The organism is Aestuariivita sp., from assembly GCF_021404545.1.
Taxonomy (GTDB): domain Bacteria; phylum Pseudomonadota; class Alphaproteobacteria; order Rhodobacterales; family Rhodobacteraceae; genus Aestuariivita.
Map to the genome: position 1 here is coordinate 1 of NZ_JAAWWD010000072.1, position 18,759 is coordinate 18,759.

19 protein-coding genes and 1 pseudogene are annotated in these 18,759 nt (G+C 61.9%); 13 read left to right on the top strand and 7 right to left on the bottom strand.

What is annotated here, in order from left to right:
* Positions 1-74 precede the first annotated feature (74 nt).
* Positions 75-215 (top strand): annotated as a pseudogene (locus HEP69_RS22640) (IS5/IS1182 family transposase); the annotation flags it as partial.
* Positions 216-228: 13 nt separating this feature from the next.
* On the opposite strand, the gene HEP69_RS22645 reads toward HEP69_RS22640, so the two are convergent.
* The 4 genes from HEP69_RS22645 to HEP69_RS22660 all read right to left on the bottom strand — a co-directional run bounded on the left by HEP69_RS22645 (position 229) and on the right by HEP69_RS22660 (position 4,284).
* Positions 229-1,323: a nitronate monooxygenase gene (locus HEP69_RS22645; RefSeq protein ID WP_290560787.1), complete on the bottom strand. Its 1,095-nt coding sequence runs from the start codon at positions 1,321-1,323 to the stop codon at positions 229-231.
* Positions 1,324-1,413: 90 nt separating this feature from the next.
* Positions 1,414-2,325 carry an alpha/beta hydrolase gene (locus tag HEP69_RS22650; RefSeq protein WP_290560788.1) on the bottom strand — a complete coding sequence of 304 codons (912 nt, stop codon included), beginning with the start codon at positions 2,323-2,325 and terminating at the stop codon, positions 1,414-1,416.
* A gap of 39 nt (positions 2,326-2,364) precedes the next feature.
* Positions 2,365-3,126 (bottom strand): SDR family oxidoreductase, encoded by a 762-nt coding sequence (locus tag HEP69_RS22655; protein WP_290560789.1) that lies wholly within the window; start codon positions 3,124-3,126, stop codon positions 2,365-2,367.
* A gap of 198 nt (positions 3,127-3,324) precedes the next feature.
* A complete protein-coding gene (locus tag HEP69_RS22660) occupies positions 3,325-4,284 on the bottom strand; it encodes a LysR substrate-binding domain-containing protein (RefSeq protein WP_290560790.1) in 960 nt (319 codons plus the stop codon).
* A 185-nt stretch (positions 4,285-4,469) separates the two neighbouring features.
* Between HEP69_RS22660 and HEP69_RS22665 the strand changes: the two genes are divergently transcribed.
* Positions 4,470-5,222: an endonuclease/exonuclease/phosphatase family protein gene (locus tag HEP69_RS22665; RefSeq protein ID WP_290560820.1), complete on the top strand. Its 753-nt coding sequence runs from the start codon at positions 4,470-4,472 to the stop codon at positions 5,220-5,222.
* Between the two features lie 139 nt (positions 5,223-5,361).
* Here the strand turns inward: HEP69_RS22665 and HEP69_RS22670 are convergent, their stop codons facing one another.
* Positions 5,362-7,710 carry a mechanosensitive ion channel domain-containing protein gene (locus HEP69_RS22670; RefSeq protein WP_290560791.1) on the bottom strand — a complete coding sequence of 783 codons (2,349 nt, stop codon included), beginning with the start codon at positions 7,708-7,710 and terminating at the stop codon, positions 5,362-5,364.
* Positions 7,711-7,887: 177 nt separating this feature from the next.
* On the opposite strand from HEP69_RS22670, the gene HEP69_RS22675 reads away from it, so the two are divergent.
* The 9 genes from HEP69_RS22675 (at position 7,888) to HEP69_RS22715 (ending at position 16,442) form a co-directional block, all read left to right on the top strand.
* Positions 7,888-9,168: a nucleotide sugar dehydrogenase gene (locus HEP69_RS22675; RefSeq protein WP_290560792.1), complete on the top strand. Its 1,281-nt coding sequence runs from the start codon at positions 7,888-7,890 to the stop codon at positions 9,166-9,168.
* A gap of 28 nt (positions 9,169-9,196) precedes the next feature.
* Positions 9,197-10,414, top strand: a complete 1,218-nt coding sequence (locus tag HEP69_RS22680) for a glycosyltransferase (protein ID WP_290560793.1) — start codon at positions 9,197-9,199, stop codon at positions 10,412-10,414.
* A complete protein-coding gene (locus tag HEP69_RS22685; protein WP_290560794.1) occupies positions 10,411-11,658 on the top strand; it encodes a glycosyltransferase family 4 protein in 1,248 nt (415 codons plus the stop codon). The genes HEP69_RS22680 and HEP69_RS22685 overlap by 4 nt, the downstream gene beginning before the upstream one ends.
* Entirely contained in the window at positions 11,655-12,734 is a 1,080-nt protein-coding gene (locus tag HEP69_RS22690; RefSeq protein WP_290560795.1) for a glycosyltransferase family 4 protein, read from the top strand. Before HEP69_RS22685 ends, HEP69_RS22690 begins: the two co-directional genes overlap by 4 nt.
* On the top strand, positions 12,731-13,318 hold the full coding sequence (locus HEP69_RS22695) for a histidine phosphatase family protein (RefSeq protein ID WP_290560796.1): 588 nt from the start codon (positions 12,731-12,733) through the stop codon (positions 13,316-13,318). The genes HEP69_RS22690 and HEP69_RS22695 overlap by 4 nt, the downstream gene beginning before the upstream one ends.
* A complete protein-coding gene (locus tag HEP69_RS22700) occupies positions 13,315-14,454 on the top strand; it encodes a glycosyltransferase (protein ID WP_290560797.1) in 1,140 nt (379 codons plus the stop codon). Before HEP69_RS22695 ends, HEP69_RS22700 begins: the two co-directional genes overlap by 4 nt.
* Positions 14,451-15,221, top strand: a complete 771-nt coding sequence (locus HEP69_RS22705; protein ID WP_290560798.1) for a polysaccharide deacetylase family protein — start codon at positions 14,451-14,453, stop codon at positions 15,219-15,221. Before HEP69_RS22700 ends, HEP69_RS22705 begins: the two co-directional genes overlap by 4 nt.
* Complete coding sequence (locus HEP69_RS22710; protein WP_290560799.1) at positions 15,208-15,684, top strand: class I SAM-dependent methyltransferase; 477 nt, start codon at positions 15,208-15,210, stop codon at positions 15,682-15,684. The genes HEP69_RS22705 and HEP69_RS22710 overlap by 14 nt, the downstream gene beginning before the upstream one ends.
* A 68-nt stretch (positions 15,685-15,752) precedes the next feature.
* Positions 15,753-16,442, top strand: coding sequence for a DUF1045 domain-containing protein (locus HEP69_RS22715; protein WP_290560800.1), 690 nt, complete (start codon positions 15,753-15,755; stop codon positions 16,440-16,442).
* A gap of 6 nt (positions 16,443-16,448) precedes the next feature.
* Here HEP69_RS22715 and HEP69_RS22720 read toward each other — a convergent pair whose 3' ends face one another.
* Together HEP69_RS22720 and HEP69_RS22725 are read right to left on the bottom strand one after the other, a co-directional pair.
* On the bottom strand, positions 16,449-16,901 hold the full coding sequence (locus HEP69_RS22720) for a GNAT family N-acetyltransferase (RefSeq protein ID WP_290560801.1): 453 nt from the start codon (positions 16,899-16,901) through the stop codon (positions 16,449-16,451).
* Positions 16,898-17,230: a hypothetical protein gene (locus tag HEP69_RS22725; protein WP_290560802.1), complete on the bottom strand. Its 333-nt coding sequence runs from the start codon at positions 17,228-17,230 to the stop codon at positions 16,898-16,900. The genes HEP69_RS22720 and HEP69_RS22725 overlap by 4 nt, the downstream gene beginning before the upstream one ends.
* 87 nt (positions 17,231-17,317) lie before the next feature.
* On the opposite strand from HEP69_RS22725, the gene rpe reads away from it, so the two are divergent.
* Entirely contained in the window at positions 17,318-18,007 is a 690-nt protein-coding gene (rpe, locus tag HEP69_RS22730) for a ribulose-phosphate 3-epimerase (protein WP_290560803.1), read from the top strand.
* On the top strand, positions 18,000-18,740 hold the full coding sequence (locus HEP69_RS22735) for a 2-dehydro-3-deoxygalactonokinase (RefSeq protein ID WP_290560804.1): 741 nt from the start codon (positions 18,000-18,002) through the stop codon (positions 18,738-18,740). The genes rpe and HEP69_RS22735 overlap by 8 nt, the downstream gene beginning before the upstream one ends.
* Positions 18,741-18,759: the final 19 nt, after the last annotated feature.

The window sequence follows — 18,759 nt, forward strand, 5'->3', positions numbered from 1 at the left end:
GGAACCCCCCGCGGTGCCTTTTTTTGTTCCAACAGGGGCCCCGGCTAAAGGCCCCCCTTGAATTTTGCCCTGGTATGTATGGTTGGCGGCTCTTGGTGTGAAATTTCTTCTGTAATCTAAAAGCCTCCCGCCGCATCGCAATGCGATCTGACAAGACAGACACCAGTTTCGCCGCCATGATCTACGCATGTGCAGCACTGATCAACTCTCGATGAATCTCAACAGACCCTAGACCGCGCGATCCCACGCACCCATTTGCGCAATCACAGTCGCTGTTTCCGATGTAAGCTTTTCTATCAGCTGTGCAGCCGTCATCTCGCGGTTGAGGGCCGCCGCCTGCCCGTACAGCAAAAACTGGAAATCCAGATTGTCGGTATCGATCCCAAAGCTCTTGAGCGGACCGCTATAGTTATACATCAGCGGAAAGTCCTGAAGTCTGGGGCGCGTGCGCGCCATATGTTGCGAATAGGGTGTCTGCCTGGCACGACAGGGACGCCCGGAAAAGGCGCGTGACAGGTGGGTGTCCTCGTCGCCAGCAGATGATAAAGCCTTGCGGTGCAGCGCTGTTATCGGCGCCTCCAAACAGGACAGGAATGCCGTGCCCATCCAAACGCCACTGGCCCCCAACGCACGGCTGGCCGCAATGGCACGACCGTCGCCGATCCCTCCGGCGGCGATCACCGGCACGTCCACCGCATCGACGATCTGAGGCACCAGTGCCAACGTGCCGATCCCGGTATCCTCGAAATTGCTGGCAAACGATCCGCGATGCCCGCCCGCTTCCCAGCCCTGAGCGACTACGATCATCACCCCGGCCTCTTGCAGCGCAATGGCCTCACGCACGGTGGTTGCCGTTGCTGCCGTGACAATGCCAACAGCGTGCAGCGCGTCAAGGACGGGTCGTCGGGGGCAGCCAAAATGGAAACTCACCATTGATGGTCGCTCCTCCACCAATATGGCGAGCTTGTCATCGTTGAACGTCTCAAGATCGGTGGATGACGCATCGCGCGGCGCGTCCAGACCATTCTTGTTGTAAAATGGCTGTATCAAGTTTCTGATCTCAAGGTCCAGGTCGGGATCATACCGTGGCTCTTGATGCAGGAAGAAGTTCAGGTTGAAGGGCTTTGGGGTCGCCGACCGCAGTTCCGAAATCCTCTGCTGTAACTCCTCGACAGGCATTTCGGCACAGCCCAAAGAACCCATGCCACCGGCGTTGCTGACCGCTGCTGCCAGCGGAACCAAGGGGGCTTGCAGGATCATTGGCGCCTGAATGATCGGGATTTCAATGCTCAGAAGCGTCCTCAGAATATCGGCAGGCGGCATTACGGTGTCCCATCTTGGAAGGAAATGTCGTCGTGGGTTTTGTGGCGGTACCACTTGTGTGGAAGCGGATCCGTTGGAGTGACGCCAAACTCAGATACCATCAAAGAAGGTCCTTATCTCGGCCGAGGCTTGGTCCGGGATTTCAGCATGTACGAAATGACCTGCATCCGCAAAACGGATGGTGAAGTCGCTGAAGTAGTCCCCTAACTTGTCGCTCCATTCCGGGCGGATAAGTGGATCTCTTTTTCCCCACATGAAATAGGTCGGCGCCTCGATGATCGGCGGTTGCGGGAGTGCCTCTTCAATCCATAGCTGCCGGTTCTTGGCTGAACTCACATACCAATCAAACCCGCCCTGAATGTTGTCGTTCTTCATGAAGTTGTCGGTGTAGATCTCGATCATGTCCTGAAAAACCGCTGGATTGTCATCGGACCAGTGATTGAGGAAATGTGAGATGTAGGTGCGACAGGTCTCTCTGGATGCGCCCACAAGTTCAGCCGCCCATGGCACTTGCTGGAAATACTGATACCAGACCTCGGTCAGGTGATCTGGCTGTGCATAGCGCTTGCCGAGGCCCGGATAGGGTGTGCAAAAGAAAAACAGCCCAGCGAGCCGATCTGGATAGGTTTGAGCAAAGGCCTGCGCGACATAGGCGCCAAGGTCTCCGCCGATCAGCCCGAATTTCTCCAACCCGAGCGCATCGACCAGACCTTTGATGTCTTGTGCATGGGTCATTGCCCCGGCATCGCCATCCGGACCGGCCTTTGCCTTGCCGGTATCACCACATCCGCGCAGGTCGGGAACGATCACGTCAAAATCGCTGGCCAGAGTGTTCAGGATGGGCCGAAACACCATCCAGAACTCGGGCCATCCGTGCAGCAATACCAGAGGAAAGCCGCCGCCCTTGCGTGCATAGAACATGTCGATGCCATTTGTTCGCACCCTGTCAAAGGCGATACCTTCCGCCCGGCAGTGTTGCATGGCCTGTTCCAAAGCGGTCATTATACGTCCTCCCAAGGCGCAAAAACATGACGTGACACGCTAGCGCCCTCCCGCCGCGGCAACGATGGCACCGGTGACATAGGAGGCCGCGTCATCCGCCAGCCAGAGAACGACATTGGCAATCTCCGGTGATGTTCCTGGGCGCCCCATCGGCGTTTGCGCAGCAAGCCGGTTGGCACGGTCCGGGTCACCGGCATGCGCGTGCAGTTCCGTATCTACAAATCCCGGGGCGACGGCATTAACCCGAATGCCTTCGGCGGCCACTTCGCGGGCAAGACCCAAAGTCAGCGTATCCATGGCGCCCTTGGATGCCGCGTAATGCACCCATTCCCCAGCGCCACCATATTGGGAGGCGCGCGAAGACACGTTAACGATTGCCCCGCCAACACCACCCATTCGCGTCGACATCTGGCGCACGGCCTCGCGGCAGCACAAAAACGCGCCGATGACGTTTGTGTTCATGGTCTCCGCCAATGTCCGGGCAGAGACGTCGGACACTCTGGAAAATCCTCCGGTCACGCCCGCGTTGTTGACCAGAACCGAGACCGGGCCGAAAACCTCCATCGCCTCGGCAAATAGTCCGACAACAGACGGCTCATCGGACACGTCGCATTTGACCGCATGGGCGACTGTCTTGTCAGTATTGAGCTCGTCCAGCAGACCCTCAGCGGCCGTGGCGCTATTGGCATAGTTGATCACGACCTTATAGCCAGTCCGCGCCGCCAGCCGAACGATGTCCGCGCCGATACCGCGCGAGCCTCCTGTGACCACCATGACCTTTCTTCTGTCCGGTGCGTGCATCAAAGCTCCTGTAGTCAGATGCCATCTCCAAGGCTTTCGGAGCGTTGTCTTCATTCATGGATCGCACCTCTCAAACCGGGCGTCCAATATCGCTTCGGTTCGGGTCCAGAGGTTTCTGATATGCTCAGATATCCAGGGTCGTTGACCCACACGCGTCAACGCCGGTCCTGCCCGGTGCGCGACTTAGGGGGCACAACGTCACTTGGCGTAGCGCCGGCTGCGTTCATCGCATATGCGCAGAAAATTATCCAAAGACGGCGATGCCACACCCTTCCGCCAGGCCACCGACAAGACGGATGTCGGCGCCGGATCGGCGATGCTGACAAACACGACGCCCGTTCTGGGCTGGCGCGCAACAGATTGTACCACAAGCGTCAGGCCGACACCCTGCGCGACAAGGATCAAGGCTGTTTGAAGATGCAGCACTTCCTGAATGATATCGGGTTCCGCACCAAGAGCCTTGCAGGACTTCAAGACCTCTTCGGTCAGGCTGGGCTTGGGGTGTATCGGGTAAAGGATCAGCGGTTCGCAATGAACGCATGCCAAGGAAACGCAGTCCTTTCTTGCCAACGGGTGGTGATCAGGGACAGCAAGAACCATCTGTTCTTCAACCAGCGGTCTCTGCTCCAACTCGCCGACGTCCACCAGAGCCGGGCGAACAATACCCACGTCCACTTTCCTGTCCTCAAGCCCGCTGGCGATGTCCGGCGCAAGCATCTCATTCAAGGAAACGTCTACTCTGGGATACTCACGGCGAAAGTGCGACAGTATCCCCGGCAAGACAGAATACAAGGCGGATCCAACGAAAGCGACGTTCAGAAGACCCGTCTGCCCCTTCCCGATGCGCATGACATCCGCCTTTGCGGCCGTGCTCATGTCCAGGATCTGTCTTGCATGACCCAACATCACGGCACCTGCACGGGTCAGCCGCATCGGCCTGCTTGCCCGTTCGATCAGGATCGTACCAAGGTCGTCTTCGAGCTGTTTGATCTGCTGGCTGAGGGGGGGTTGCGCCATATTCAGCCGCTCAGCCGCACGTGTGAAATTCAGCTCCTCTGCGACAGCGACAAAGTATCTTAGGTGTCGGAATTTCATCATAGATCCTCTGTTATGCCATCGCCGCCTTCGGCATTTTAGACCGTCACCATCCAGGCGCACCGCCTTTGTGTCCTTCGCACTGATGCTTTGCTCAGACTGGCCTGCGGGGGTGTATCTGGAACGAGGTCAGGACTCCCATTGCGGATCTTCCAGAATGCTGCAAACGTCGGTTTCTGGGAAGCAACAAGGATCAGCCCGTGGAGATAATGTGCCTGAATGGGTGGGGAGGGAAACTGCATGAACAGGTGTTGCCCTATATCGAAACATCCGCGCCTGACGTCCTGTGCCTGCAAGAGGTCGTCCATAGCCCCACGTCAGATAAAGACTGGCTGACTTACCGCGATGGGGATCACATCCTGCCGCAGCGGGCAAACTTCTTTCTCGATGTATCCAGAGCTCTTCCCGATCACGTCGCCGTTTTCTGTCCGGCCGCGCAGGGCGTTCTTTGGGATGAAGATCAGCCGATTCCCTCACAATGGGGGCTGGCCACATTCGTGCATAAGTCGGTTCCGATCATCGGGCAGGTTCAGGGCTTTGTTCATAAAGACTTTTCCCCGGTTGGCTACGGAGATCACCCGCGATCCCGCAGCGCCCATGGAGTTCGGATCTACGACTACAGCTCGAGTCGGTCGATCAGTGTCACGCATATGCACGGGTTGCGGGACCTGAATGGAAAGATGGATACGCCCGAGCGGGCGGATCAGGCGCAGCGGCTCCTTGATCTATCGCACCAGGTTTCGGAGCCTGACGACCTGAGGGTCGTCTGCGGCGACTTCAACGTCGAACCGGACAGTGAAACGCTCCGGCTTTTGGCGGAGGCTGGTCTGTCCGAACTGGTGACCGGGCACGGCTTCACCAGCACCAGAAATTCGCAATACAAAAAGCCGGGCAAGTTCGCGGATTACATGCTGGTCAGTGACGCCCTCGCAGTCCAAGGCTTTGATGTGATTTATGATCCAGAAGTGTCGGATCACTGCCCATTGGTGCTTACAGTTTGATACCCATGCAATTGAGGCGGCCGTTCAATGCTCTGATCCGAACGTCCGCAAAGGTCTGCAAATCGGTTGCCGACCCAAAGGTCGGCGCGGACGTGGCCCTTACCTCACTTGCGTTCACATCCTCGCTTGCCGCGGGCGCCTAGCGGTCGTCGCCGCCTGGGCCGATCTCGTCCAGCATATCCTCGTCAATTGCGGCCTCCACCGCCCCTGAGACGGCTTCGCGCTGTTTCGGGGTCAGCCCTTCGCCGGGTTCGTCGGCGATCCGTACGGTGACTTCGCGATGGGCAAACTTTATCCCTTCCTGCTCGAAAAGGTTGCGGATCTCCTGATAGACCCGTTTGCGCACCAGCCACTGATCGCCGGGTTTGGTCATGAACTTCACCCGGATGATCATCGCGCTGTCCTGCATCTCGATCACGCCCTGGCTTTTCAGCGGTTGCAGGAAGCTGTCGCCGATCACCGGATCGCTCAGCAAGTCCTGACCGAGGGTCTTGATCAGTTTACGCACCTTGTCGACATCGGTGTCATAGGTCACGCGTAGCGGCAGTTTCATCATCACCCAATCGCGGGAGTAATTGGTCAGCACCTGAATCTCGCCAAAGGGGATGGTGTGCAGCGCGCCCAGATGGTGGCGCAGCTGGAAGGACCGGACCGAGATCTTTTCGACCGTGCCCTTGACCTGGCCGATGTCGATATATTCACCCTTGCGGAACGCATCATCGACCAGAAAGAATGCCCCCGAAAAGATGTCGCGCACCAGTGTCTGCGCGCCAAATCCCACGGCCAGACCGACCACACCGGCCCCGGCGAAAAGCGGGCTGACATTGATCCCCAGCTCCAAAAGCGCGATCAATGCGATCGACACCACCACAACCGCCAGCATGAAATTCCGAAAGAGCGGCAACAGCGTCGCAAGACGGCTGGCGCTTGAGGCGCCGCCACCCTCGTCGCCCAGCTCGGCCTCGGGCATGTCATTGGTTTCCTCGGCGATCTTGGCATCGATCCAGATCCGGGCAACGTGATAGATGATGTAGCCGATGAAGATGATCACAACGACATCGAGACCACGGTCGACCACGGTCTCGCTGAGGATGACCCCTTCGCTGTCCCAGATCCGCAGCATCATGTAGATGCCCGCAACGAAGGCCAGGATGCCCGACACCCGGCGCGCCAGTTCTTCATAGGTCATCAGCGCGGGGCGAACCATTTCCTGCTCGAACGCGTCGGCGCCCTCCGCGGCATCGTCACCTTCCTCTGCAACGTTCATTTCGCGCAGGGCGCGGCTGCGCTCGAAGAACCGCTCGATCACATAGTTGATCACGCCATAGACAACGATGATCGACAACAGCACGCCGTAAGCGCCGGCGATCAACGGGATCGAAACGGGCATTTCCAGCACCAGATCGGCCGCCAGTTCCAGCCAGCCAAAGATGAAATACGCAATCACCGCAGGCGCCCAGGCATAAGAGACGAATCGGCTGATCCAGGGCAGTTCACCGGGTTCTCGCCCGTTGCGGATCGCCCCTGTGATTGCGCGCCCGTTGACCAGGATCATCAGCACATTCAGAAACATCACAAAGAGCGCCAGCACCCCGTACACAATCGCATAGAGATTGTAGTTCAGCCCGAAATCGGCCAGCCAGGTCGAGATCGCGACCACAAGAAAATCAATCAAAGCAACGCTGATCGCCCAGAGATACAGCCTGCGTGCATCTCGGTCCGAAAACCTGGGGATGCGATACTGGCTCAGATAGGGTGACAGGATCATCCGCCAGACATCCGCCAGCACCGACCAGACGAAATAGCTCGTGTAGATCGCGGCAATCGTGAATTGCAGCGAGACATCCTCGACCGCGCCAAAGATGATCGAGCCCAGGATATACGCAAAGAGCATCGACACGATGGTCCCGGTCACGCCCATGAAGAAGCGAAACACCAGGAACGGCATCTTTTCGCTATAGCCTTGCGGGTTTTCCTTGATCCGCGACACGACAAAGCGTTTGACGATGCGCTTGCCGTAGATCTCGGTTGTCAGGAACCGCCCGACAATGAACAGCAGGATCGAAAAGCCCAGCGCCTCGACATAGGTCATGATGCGGCCATCAGGGCTGGTCGCCCGCAGGATGAAGGCCACCTCATTGATCGAATTGGGCAGCGCCTCGAGCCGTTCGCGCAATTCGTTGCGGAAATCTGCGGCCCGTTCCTGACCCTTCATCAGCATCGACCCCTGGCCCATGACCGATTCTACCGGATCCTTCTCTGGGGGCGCGACCCCGGGGACGGCAATCACCTGCCCGTTCGGATCGACCACGACAACCGAAACGCCCTGCTCGGCGGCCTGACGGATCGCCTCCGAGATCGGGTCTTGCGTGCCGTTGTTCTCGGCCCCCAGCCCAGAGAGCGTGCCGATGCCTTGCGCCCCGACCCCCAGCGGCGCCGTTGCAAGGACCAAAGCCATCAGCCAGACCCGTAGCCAAGTCACTATCATTCCCTCAGCCCTTCCCGTCCCTTTTTTCAGCTACGCTAGTTCAGGCGGGCGCAATGCGCAAATACGCCGCTCCGAAGGCCTGATCACGGAGACTGAAATTCCGGTGCGGGTGCTGGCAATTCAAGCAGGCCGCGCGTATATCGGCTCCGAAAATAGAAGGCGGGCAGGTTCCCAAAAATGGCACAGACCTCTGATCAGGGCCCAATCGCGGTATTGGGGTTGGGCTATGTCGGCCTGCCGTTGGCATTGGCCTTGGCGCGGGCGGGGTCTGACGTCACGGGCTTTGATCTGGATAGCGGCCACATCGCCGATCTGAATGCAGGCCAGGACCGCAACGGCGAAGTGACGGATGCGTCGTTGGCCGCAACCACCGCCCGGTTCACCGATGACCCCGAGGATCTTGCGGGATCTTCGGTTTTCATAATCGCTGTGCCGACACCGATCACGGATGCCAAAAAACCCGACCTCGACCCGGTGCGCGGAGCCTGCCAGACAATCGGCGCGCATCTGCGCCCCGGTGCGCTGGTGATCCTGGAATCGACCGTCTATCCAGGCGTGACCGAGGAGGTCTGCGGCCCCGTTCTGGCCAAAGCCAGCGGGCTCGTCGCCGGCCAGGATTTCCAACTGGCCTATTCGCCCGAACGGGTGAACCCCGGCGATGCCGAGCATTCGCTGGAGACCGTGGTCAAGATCATCGCCGCCCAGGACACGCCGACACTTGATAGGGTGGAAGCGATCTATGCCCCGGTGGTAAAGGCCGGGCTGCACCGCGCCTCTTCGATCAAGACCGCCGAAGCCGCCAAGGTGATCGAGAACACTCAAAGAGACCTCAATATCGCATTGGTCAACGAGTTCTCGCTGATCTTTTCTCGGCTGGGCCTCGATACGCTGGAAGTGCTGGAGGCGGCCGGCACCAAGTGGAACTTTCTGCCGTTCAAGCCGGGGCTTGTGGGCGGGCATTGCATTGGGGTCGATCCCTATTACCTGACCTACCGGGCTGAGCAGCTGGGCTATCACCCCGAGGTGATCCTGGCCGGGCGGCGGATCAATGACGGCATGGGCAAACATGTCACCCAAGAGCTGATCAAGGCACTTTTGGCGCGTAAGACCGATCTGAGCCGGGCGCGGGTTCTGGTGATGGGCTTTACCTTCAAGGAAAACTGCGCGGATTGGCGCAACACCCGGGTGGCCGATATCCTGACCGAGCTTGCCGCCTTTTCGGTTGATGCGGACCTCTATGACCCATGGGTTGATGCTGCGGCCGTTGCGGACGAATTCGGCGTCGCGCCGGTCTCATCGCCCAAAATCGGGGCATATGATGCGATCATTGTGGCCGTGGCGCATAGGGAATTTCTGGAAATGGGATCGGATGCAATACGGGGCTTGGGCAAACCGGGTGCGATCCTTTATGACATCAAGGGACTATTTGGCAAAACAGGCTCGGATATGAGACTGTGAGGCGATAGCCCCGCAACAAGAGCACGGCATGGCGCAGGCGACATCCCCCACATCGACAACGGCTCAGTCTCCGCGCGTGATGCTCTACAGCCATGACACGTTCGGGCTGGGTCACTTGCGCCGTTCGCGGCTGTTGGCCACAGCGATCACTCAGGCCGACCCCTCGGCCTCGGCGCTGATCCTGACCGGATCACCGATCGCAGGGCGCTTCACCTTCCCGCGCCGGGTTGACCACATTCGCCTGCCCGGTGTCACGAAACGGGCCGATGGATCCTATGTCTCGACCACCCTGGGGATGGATATAGACGCCACCACCAGTCTGCGCGCGGGCCTTATCCAATCGGCGGTCGAGCAATATGAGCCCGATCTGCTCATCGTCGACAAGGAACCCGCGGGCTTTCGCGGCGAGCTGCTCCCCACGCTGGACGATCTGGTGTCAAACGACCGCACCAAGCTTGTGCTGGGATTGCGCGATGTGCTGGACGAGCCGACCGTGCTGGCCGCCGAATGGGCGCGCAAAGGCGCGGTAGAAGCCACCGATAGGTACTATGACGATATCTGGGTCTATGGGCTTCGGTCGATCTATGACCCGACCAAGGGATTACCGCTGAGCGCCCAGACACGGGCGCGGATGCATTGGACAGGATATCTGCGGCGCAGCGTGACCCCGTCCTGCACGCCACTGGACGAGGCCTACATCCTGGTCACGCCCGGTGGCGGCGGCGATGGCGAGGCGCTGGTGGATCTGGTGCTCAAGGCCTATGAGCAGGATCCCGACCTGTCGCCCAATGCCAAGCTGGTTTATGGGCCGTTCCTGTCGGGTGAGACGCGCCGCGCGTTCGAGGATCGGGTGGAACGGCTTGAGGGCCGGGTCACAACCGTGGGTTTCGAGGCCGAGATGGAGACGCTCTTCGCTGGCGCGCAGGGCGTAATCTGCATGGGCGGCTATAACACCTTTTGCGAGGTGCTGTCATTTGACAAACCCGCCGTGATCCTGCCCCGAACGGTGCCCCGGCTTGAACAATACATCCGCGCCGCGCGCGCCGAAGAGCTGGGCCTGTGCCGGATGCTGGATGAGACCCGCGACGGCCTGACGCCTGCCGCGATGATCCGGGCCATTCGCGGTCTGCCCGATCAGGCGCCGCCTTCCGGCGCCTTTGTCGACGGCCTGCTGGATGGTCTCGGGACAGTCAATGCCCGGGTACGCGCCCTGCTGGGCCACCGGTCGAGCTGTGCCGCCGAATGAGCGACGCTCCCACTCCCCTTGCGGTGGTTGTCAAAGGCTGGCCACGCCTGTCGGAAACCTTTATCGCGCAAGAGCTTGTGGCGCTGGAAGAGGCCGGACACCGGTTTGACATCTGGTCGCTGCGCCATCCCACCGATACCAAGACCCATCCGCTGCATGATCGGCTGACCGCGCGGGTGCGCTATCTTCCGGAGTATCTCCATCAGGAGCCGCGCCGTGTCTGGACCGCGCGCGCCGTGGCCCAACGCTTGCCCGGATACGCGGCGGCCTATGCCGTCTGGCGGCGGGACCTGCGCCGCGATCTCAGCAAGAACCGCATCCGCCGGTTCGGGCAGGCCTGCGTCCTGGCGGCCGAGCTGCCCGGCGAGGTCCGCGCGCTCTATGCCCATTTTCTGCACACGCCTTCCTCCGTCGCACGCTATGCGGCGATCATGCGGGGCCTGCCGTGGAGCTTTTCCGCCCATGCCAAGGATATCTGGACCTCGCCCGACTGGGAGCTGCGCGAAAAGCTGGACCCCGCCCGGCACGGGGCGGCGTATGGCGCGACCTGTACCGCGTTCGGGGCAGAGCATCTCAAGACACTCGCTGCCGATCCCGGACGGGTTGACCTGATCTATCATGGGCTGGATCTTTCCCGGTTTCCGCCTCCGCCCGCCCGGATCTTACGGGACAAGGGGGCGTCGTTCGGGATGCTGTCGGTGGGTCGGCTGGTGGAAAAGAAAGGCTTTGACCGGCTGATCGACGCGCTGGCGCTGCTGCCTTCGGCTATGAACTGGCACTGGACTCATATCGGCGGCGGCGCCCTGGGATCCACCTTGCAGGCCCGGGCCGAGGCTGCCGGGGTCGCGGATCGCATCACCTGGCGCGGCGCTTGCGACCAGCCCGAGGTTATCTCGGCAATGCGCGAGGCCGATCTCTTTGTTTTGCCCAGCCGGGTTGCCGCCGACGGTGACCGCGACGGTTTGCCCAACGTGCTGATGGAAGCCGCATCGCAACGCTTGGCGATCCTGTCGACACCCGTCTCGGCAATCCCAGAGTTCATCGACAGCGGCACGCATGGGCTGCTCTCCGACGATGCGCCCGAGGCCCTGGCCAAGGCGATGCGCGCGCTGGCGGGCGATCCTGCACAAACCGCCGCGATGGCCGATGCCGCGTATCTGCGTCTGACACGGTCGTTTTTGATGCAGCCGGGAATTGCCCAGCTCTCGGCGCGACTGACAGCGCTCACCAAAGGTCCGGCATGACCGGTATCGCGTTCTACGCCCCGCTCAAATCACCCAACCATCCGACACCGTCCGGCGACCGCCGGATCGCGCGCAACCTGATGATCGCGCTGGAGATGGCCCTCGAACAGCGGGTTTTGCTTACCTCGGAGTTGCGCAGCTTTGAACCTGGCGGAGACGAGACGCGCCAGAACGAACTGATCGGGCAGGCAGCGGCGGAAATTCAGGAGTTGACGGGGTCGCTGGGTGCGGTAACGCTGTGGGTCACCTACCACAATTACTACAAGGCGCCCGACCTGATCGGTCCTGCCGTCGCGCAGGCCCTAAAGATCCCCTATGTGCTGATCGAAGCGACCCGCGCCCGCTCGCGTCTCACCGGTCCCTGGGCGGGGTTTGCCGCCTGCGCCGAGGCTGCGAGTGATGCGGCTTCGGTGATCTTTCATTTCACCGAGCAGGACCGCATCGCATTGGACCGCGACCGAAAGGCCGCACAACGCATTGTGCCGCTTCCCCCGTTTCTCGACCGTTCAGAGCTCCCCTCGGCTAGCGCCTGCGATGGCCCGATGCTGGCCGCGGGCATGATGCGGGGCGGAGACAAGCTTGCGTCCTATGCCTTGATCGCCGAGGCCTTGGCGCTGGTCAAGGTACCCGGTTGGCAGTTGGAGATCGCGGGCGATGGCCCGGCCCGAGCCGAGGTCGAGGCACTTTTTGCCCCTTTCGCCGGGCACGTCCGGTTTCTGGGCGCGCTGACGCCAGAGGCGCTTGAGACAGCCTATGCCCGCGCCTCCCTATTGCTCTGGCCGGGTGTGAATGAGGCATTTGGCATGGTTTATCTGGAAGCGCAGGCCGTCGGTCTGCCAGTCGTGGCCCAAGACCGTCCGGGCGTCCGCGATGTGCTGGCACCGGGCGAGTATCCCATGCCAGAGGCAGGGCCCGAGGGATTGGCCGGGCGGCTGAACAGGTTGTTAAGCGATCCGGGCCTGCGGCGGACGGCTGGACGGCGCGCGCGCGATCACGTTGCAGCAGGGCACCTGATGCCCGTTGCCGCAGATACCTTACGTCGGACCCTGGCGCCGCTGATCGGAGGCGCGATATGACACGGCTGGCCCTTTTGCGCCACGGTCACACAGCGTGGAATCGCGCGGGCCGCATTCAGGGCCGCAGCGATATCCCGCTTGACGACGAGGCCCGGGAGGCTCTGGCCGGTCTCCGGCTGCCTCCGCCCTGGGATGCCGCGGCGCTGGTCGCCAGCCCGCTGAGCCGCGCTCAAGAGACCGCAGCATTGGTATCCGGTCGCGTCCCCGAAGGCGCGGACGCGCTTACCGAAATGCACTGGGGCGATTGGGAGGGGCGCCACGGCGCAACATTGCGCGCCGACCCCGCAACGGGGTTCCGCGATATCGATCATTGGGGTTGGGACTATCGACCGCCCGGCGGTGAAAGCCCGGCAGAGGTTTGGGCACGGCTGACGCCCTGGCTGGCAGGCCTGCAAAACGACACGGTGGCGGTCACGCATATCGGGATCATGCGGGTGCTTCTGGCACGCGCCACGGGATGGGACTTTCGCGGACCTGCCCCCTTTCAGGTCAAACGCAACCGGCTCTATCTTCTGGAAGTCGGTGCTGCGCTGCGCCAGGCATCAGACGATCCGATCCGCCTGATCCCGAAGGGCGCCGCATGAAGGTCCTGATCGTCGTCACACATCTTTTGGGTACCGGCCATCTGCACCGCGCCGTGATGCTGGCACGGGGTTTTGCCGCGGCCGGGCATCAGGCGCGGGTGATCTCGGGCGGGACGCAGGTGCGCGGGCTTGCAACCGAGGGGATTGGGTTGATGCAATTGCCGCCGCTCAAATCGGACGGCACCCGCTTTACCGCGCTTTTGACCGAGGATGGCATGGCCGCACCGCAAAGCTATCTGGCGATGCGGCAGGACCGGCTGCTCGATGCGCTGGCAGAGGCACAGCCAGACGTGCTGATCACCGAACTTTTTCCCTTTGGCCGCCGTGTCCTGGCACCAGAATTTACCGCACTGCTGCAAGCGGCGCTGGCACAAGATGCCCCGCCACTGATCCTGTGCTCGATCCGCGACATCCTTGCGCCCCCGTCGAAACCCGGCAAGGCCGCAGCAACCGAAGAGTTGATCGCGCGGCTTTACGATGGTGTTCTGGTACACTCTGATGCAACCGCCACGCCGCTGTCGATCAGTTGGCCGGTCAGCGACCTGCTGGCGGGAAAGTTGCATTACACCGGTTTTGTCGCCCCGTCCCCTCCGGGTCCGCACCCCGATCAGGCCGGGACCGGAGAGGTGCTGGTCAGTGCCGGTGGCGGGGCCGTTGGCGCGCCGCTCTTTCAGGCGGCAAGGGAGGCGGCGCGGCGCACGCCTGAGCTGACCTGGCGCATCCTCGCAGGCGGCACCGATCCCGTTCCACTGATTAAGGCGCTGCGCCAAAATGCTCCCGCAAATCTGATTGCGGAGGCCGCGCGCCCGGATTTCCGCCAGATGCTGAGCCACGCCGCCTGCTCGGTCAGTATGGCCGGGTACAACACCGCGATGGACTTGATGCAGACCGGCTGTCCCGCCCTGCTGATCCCGTTCGATGACGGGGGGGAGGTCGAACAAAGCCTGCGCGCAAAGAGCCTTGCGCATCTGCCTGGGATCGAGGCGATACGCAGTGTCGCGCTCACACCGGAGGGTCTGGCCAAGGCCGTCAGACGACTTGCCGTAACACCGCGCCGCGCGACAGGCACGGTCGCGATGAATGGCGTGTCCGAGACCGTGCGGATCACTGAAACACTCCGGAATGCGCGGCGATGACGGATTGGAGCCCTCTGACACAGGAGCTCGCCGAATGGCGCGAGGCGACGCTCGCCCTGCCGTTCTGGTGGCGCGACGATGATGCGGTTTCCGAGACACCCGCGCTGCACCGGTTGGCCGAGATGACGGCGGATGTGGGTATGCCCGTCTTTGTCGCGGTGATCCCGGCCGACGCGGATGCAAGCCTTGCACGGTTCGTGGAGCGCACGCCCCATGTTTCACCGCTGGTCCATGGCTGGGCGCACCGAAACCATGCATCACCGGGCGAGAAGAAGGCCGAATTCGGATCGGGCCGCCGCTTGGAGGAGCGGATCGGCGAGGCCCGGTCCGGGCGGAACCGTTTGCAGGATCTGTTTGGTGCCCGCCTGAACCCGATCTTTGTCCCGCCATGGAACCGGATCGGTTCGGACCTTCTGCCACACCTGCCTGAGCTTGGGTTTACCGCGCTGTCGGCCTTTGCTCCGCGTACGCGGGCGCAGGCCGCACCCGGTCTGGCACAGATCAACACCCATATCGACCCCATCGACTGGCGCGGCACCCGCAGCCTGGTGGCGCCCGAGCGGCTGATCGCCCAAACGGTCGCGCTGCTGCGGAACCGGCGTATCGGGGTTGCGGATAACAGCGAACCTTTGGGGCTTTTGACCCATCACCTTGTGCATGACGCGGCAATCTGGTCTTTCTGCGCCGAATTGGCCGGGCGCCTGATGTCCGGCCCCGCCGTCCCTTGGCATCCCGTAAAGAGGAACACACCCGATGAGCCGTCTTGATTCCATGCTGCGCCGATTGAGCGCGCAACGTGACGGGCTAAACTGGGCCGCCTCCGAGATTGCACCCCTTGTCGGCGATGTGCTGGATCTGGGATTGGGCAACGGGCGCACCTATGATCACCTGCGCGAGGTTTTGCCCGAGCGCCGGATCTGGGTGATTGACCGGGTGTTGCAATGCCATCCGTCCTGCGTCCCGCCAGAGCAGGACTTTCTGGAAGGCGAAGCCGAACCGATGCTGGCGCGTCTGGCGGATCAGGGCGCGCGGATTGCTCTGGCGCATTACGATCTGGGCTTTGGCGTCAAGGATCAGGACGTGGCCGAAGCCGCCCGGCTCAGCCCACATCTGGCGCGGGTCATGGCGCCAGGGGGGTTGATCATCTCGGGCCAGCCACTGGTCGGGTTCACCCAGATCGCGGGGCCGCAGAGTATTGCTCCGGATCGCTATCTCTTTTACCGGGCGTAACGGTCGCACCCGATGTCACGAACCCGCAACGCACCGACCCCATCGCGGCGCACAAAGGAGCCTGTGCGATGACACCGGAACGCTATGCCATTTATTATGTGCCCGATGAGCGCGCAACCTGGGCACAGGTCTGCATGGCCTGGCTGGGTTGGGACATGGTGGCAGGCCAAAGCCTGCCCCACCCCGATGTGCCAGGCGTGCCCAACCGGATCTCGGCGCTCACCGCGGTGCCACGGCGCTATGGGTTGCATGCCACGATCAAGCCGCCCTTTCGGATGGCCCCCGGCAAGACCGTGCTCGGGCTGGAACGGGCAGTCCAGGATCTGGCGGAGAGGCAAACCCCGATCACGCTGGACGGCCTGACGCTCACTCCGTTGGGCCGGTTTCTGGCCCTGACCGTGCCGGGTGAAACCGGTGCGCTCGACACCATGGCCGCACGCGCGGTGCGCACGCTCGATACGTTTCGTGCCGCCCCCACACCCCAGGAATTGGCGCGCCGCCGGGCGGCACGGCTGACAGAAGCCCAGGAAGCGAACCTGACAAACTGGGGTTACCCCTATGTGATGGAGAGCTTTCGGTTCCACATCACGCTAACCAGCAAGCTGCCCAAAGAGGATCTGAATACCATCCGCTGCGCGCTGGACGATTACCTTGCGCCGCTGCTGCCGCGCCCGTTCCGCATTGGGGATCTGGCCCTGGTCGGTGAGGATAGCGAAGGGATCTTCCGGTTGATCCGTCGGTTCCCCCTGAACGGCTAGGATCGTTCAAAGCACCACCGCAAGCAGCGGCAATGCCCTGCCCGGGATCGACCCCGATGCGACCTCTCCAATCTGCGCCGCTCCAAACCGCCGGTAAAACGGCAGTGCGCCCGGGTCCGCTTCGATCAGCAATCGCGACCGCCCGGTTGCACGCGCCGCGTCCAGTGCCCAGACCATCAGGCGGCGCCCATGGCCCACGCCCATATGGTCGGGATCGACAAAAAGCTTCCAAAGCTCGGCATCCTTCGGGCCGACAGCAACCTGGGCAACCCCAATCACCACTCCGGTATCCTCCAGAACGATCAATGCTGTCTGCTCGATATCATCCGGCCCGAGGCTGAGCTCATCTCGGCACGCCTCCAGAAAAGCCGCGTCATAGCCCCAAACCGCCTTTGACCGCAGGCAAAGGGCCGACAGCGCCGGCAGCTCCGAATCCGTCGGCTGGCGCAGACAGGTCATCGTTCCGGCTCGAAAGGATGGGTGATGTAGATGGGCGGCGCAAACAACACCTTAAGCGAGAATTCGCAGGGTTGTGCCAGATGGCGTTTGATCGCCGCCTCCAGCCTCTCGATCAAACGTGCCAGAAAGGCGGCGTCGCGGTGGGGTTTGGCCAAAAGGCTCACCTCAACCAGAATATGGGTGTGCTGAAACACGTCGGCCGGATAGGCGCGCCCCTTGCAGTGACCTGCCCCGGCATCGAGGCTGAGGATCGTCTCTTCGATCCCGCGCAGGATGGGGGCGCCGTCGATGCGCATATCGGCGGAATACTTGATCTCGGCAGGGGGCATTGGCCTCTCCTTTTGATCAAAGCCCTACCGTTTCGGTGTTCAGAGGTCTATATCGCCGATCAGACCAGTCGTTCAAGGAGGGGCCCGATGTCCTTTGACCGCCAGATTAAGATCGCGCCGTCGATCCTGTCCGCAGATTTCGCCAATTTCGGTGCTGAAATCGAAGCGATTGAAGCGCAGGGCGCCGATTGGGTGCATGTGGATGTGATGGACGGGCATTTCGTGCCCAACCTCACCTTTGGCCCGCCTGCGGTGGCGGCCTTCCGCAAACATGTGAAAACGGTGATGGATGTGCATCTGATGATCGCACCGGTGGATCCCTATATCGACGCTTTTGCCAATGCAGGCGCCGATATCCTGACCGCGCATCTGGAGGCGGGGCCACATATCCACCGTACATTGCAAGCCATTCGCGGCGCGGGCATGAAGGCGGGTGTGGCACTTAATCCCGGCACCCCGGCAGAGGCCGTACGCGATCTTCTGGATCTCACCGATCTGATCTGCGTGATGACAGTTAACCCGGGCTTTGGCGGGCAGTCCTTTATCGATATGACAGCCAAGGTGAAAACCCTGCGCATGATGATCGGCGACCGACCGGTCCATATCGAGATTGACGGGGGCGTCGATCCGAAAACGGCCCCATTGGTGGCAAAGGCCGGTGCCGACGTGCTGGTGGCCGGATCTGCGGTGTTCCGCGGCGGGTCGGTGGCCCAGCCCGAGATCTATGGCCAGAACATCCGTGCCATCCGCGATGCCGCTCAGGGCGTTTATGTCTGAGGCCGACTGGCGCGCCGTTCTGGCTGGTCGAGATGACCTGACCGTCTGGGCAATGGCGCCGGGCGCCGCGCCCGAAGATCCGCAAACGCTGCCACGCGACGCATTGAACCAGCTTCCGGGTCCGGTTGTCGCCGCCGGTCTCGACGTGGCACCGCGCCCGGTGCCCTGCGTTCCGCTGGCCGGAACAACCCATGTCGTAGCCCTGCCCCATGTGGCCGCGATCCCAATGCTGCGTCAGGAGCACCCTGTCGCGCTCACGCGCGGAGCCGAGGTCGCGATGGCGGGCTATCTTGTCCAAGCGCCACAGTTCGACGGCGTCCTCTTGGTTTTGGGACAAGAGACGTGCTGGTCGCATATCTCGGCCGGGGAGGTGGTGAGCTTTCAGACCTTCCTGACCCCGCAACTGGCAGATGCGCTCAAGGCGAAACCGACCCGCCTGGACGCTGCTTTCGACGCTGCCCTTGGCGAAACCCTGTCGCGCCCCGAAAGGCTCGCGCAGCATCTGGCCAGTACACATGCGTCTGGCACCGGGCAGATCGTTGCACATCTGATCGGCGCTGAAATTGCGGCGGCCAAGCCGTATTGGCTGGGTCAGCGGATCGTTGTGTTGGGCGCCGATCCTGATCCGTACATTCGCGCGTTGACGGCCCAGGGCGCCACAGTAGAAACCGCGTCTCTCGACGAGGCCCTGCTCGGCGGGTTTCACGCCGCCTGGTCACAGGCAACCGCCTAACGCAGACCCGCCTTGCGCG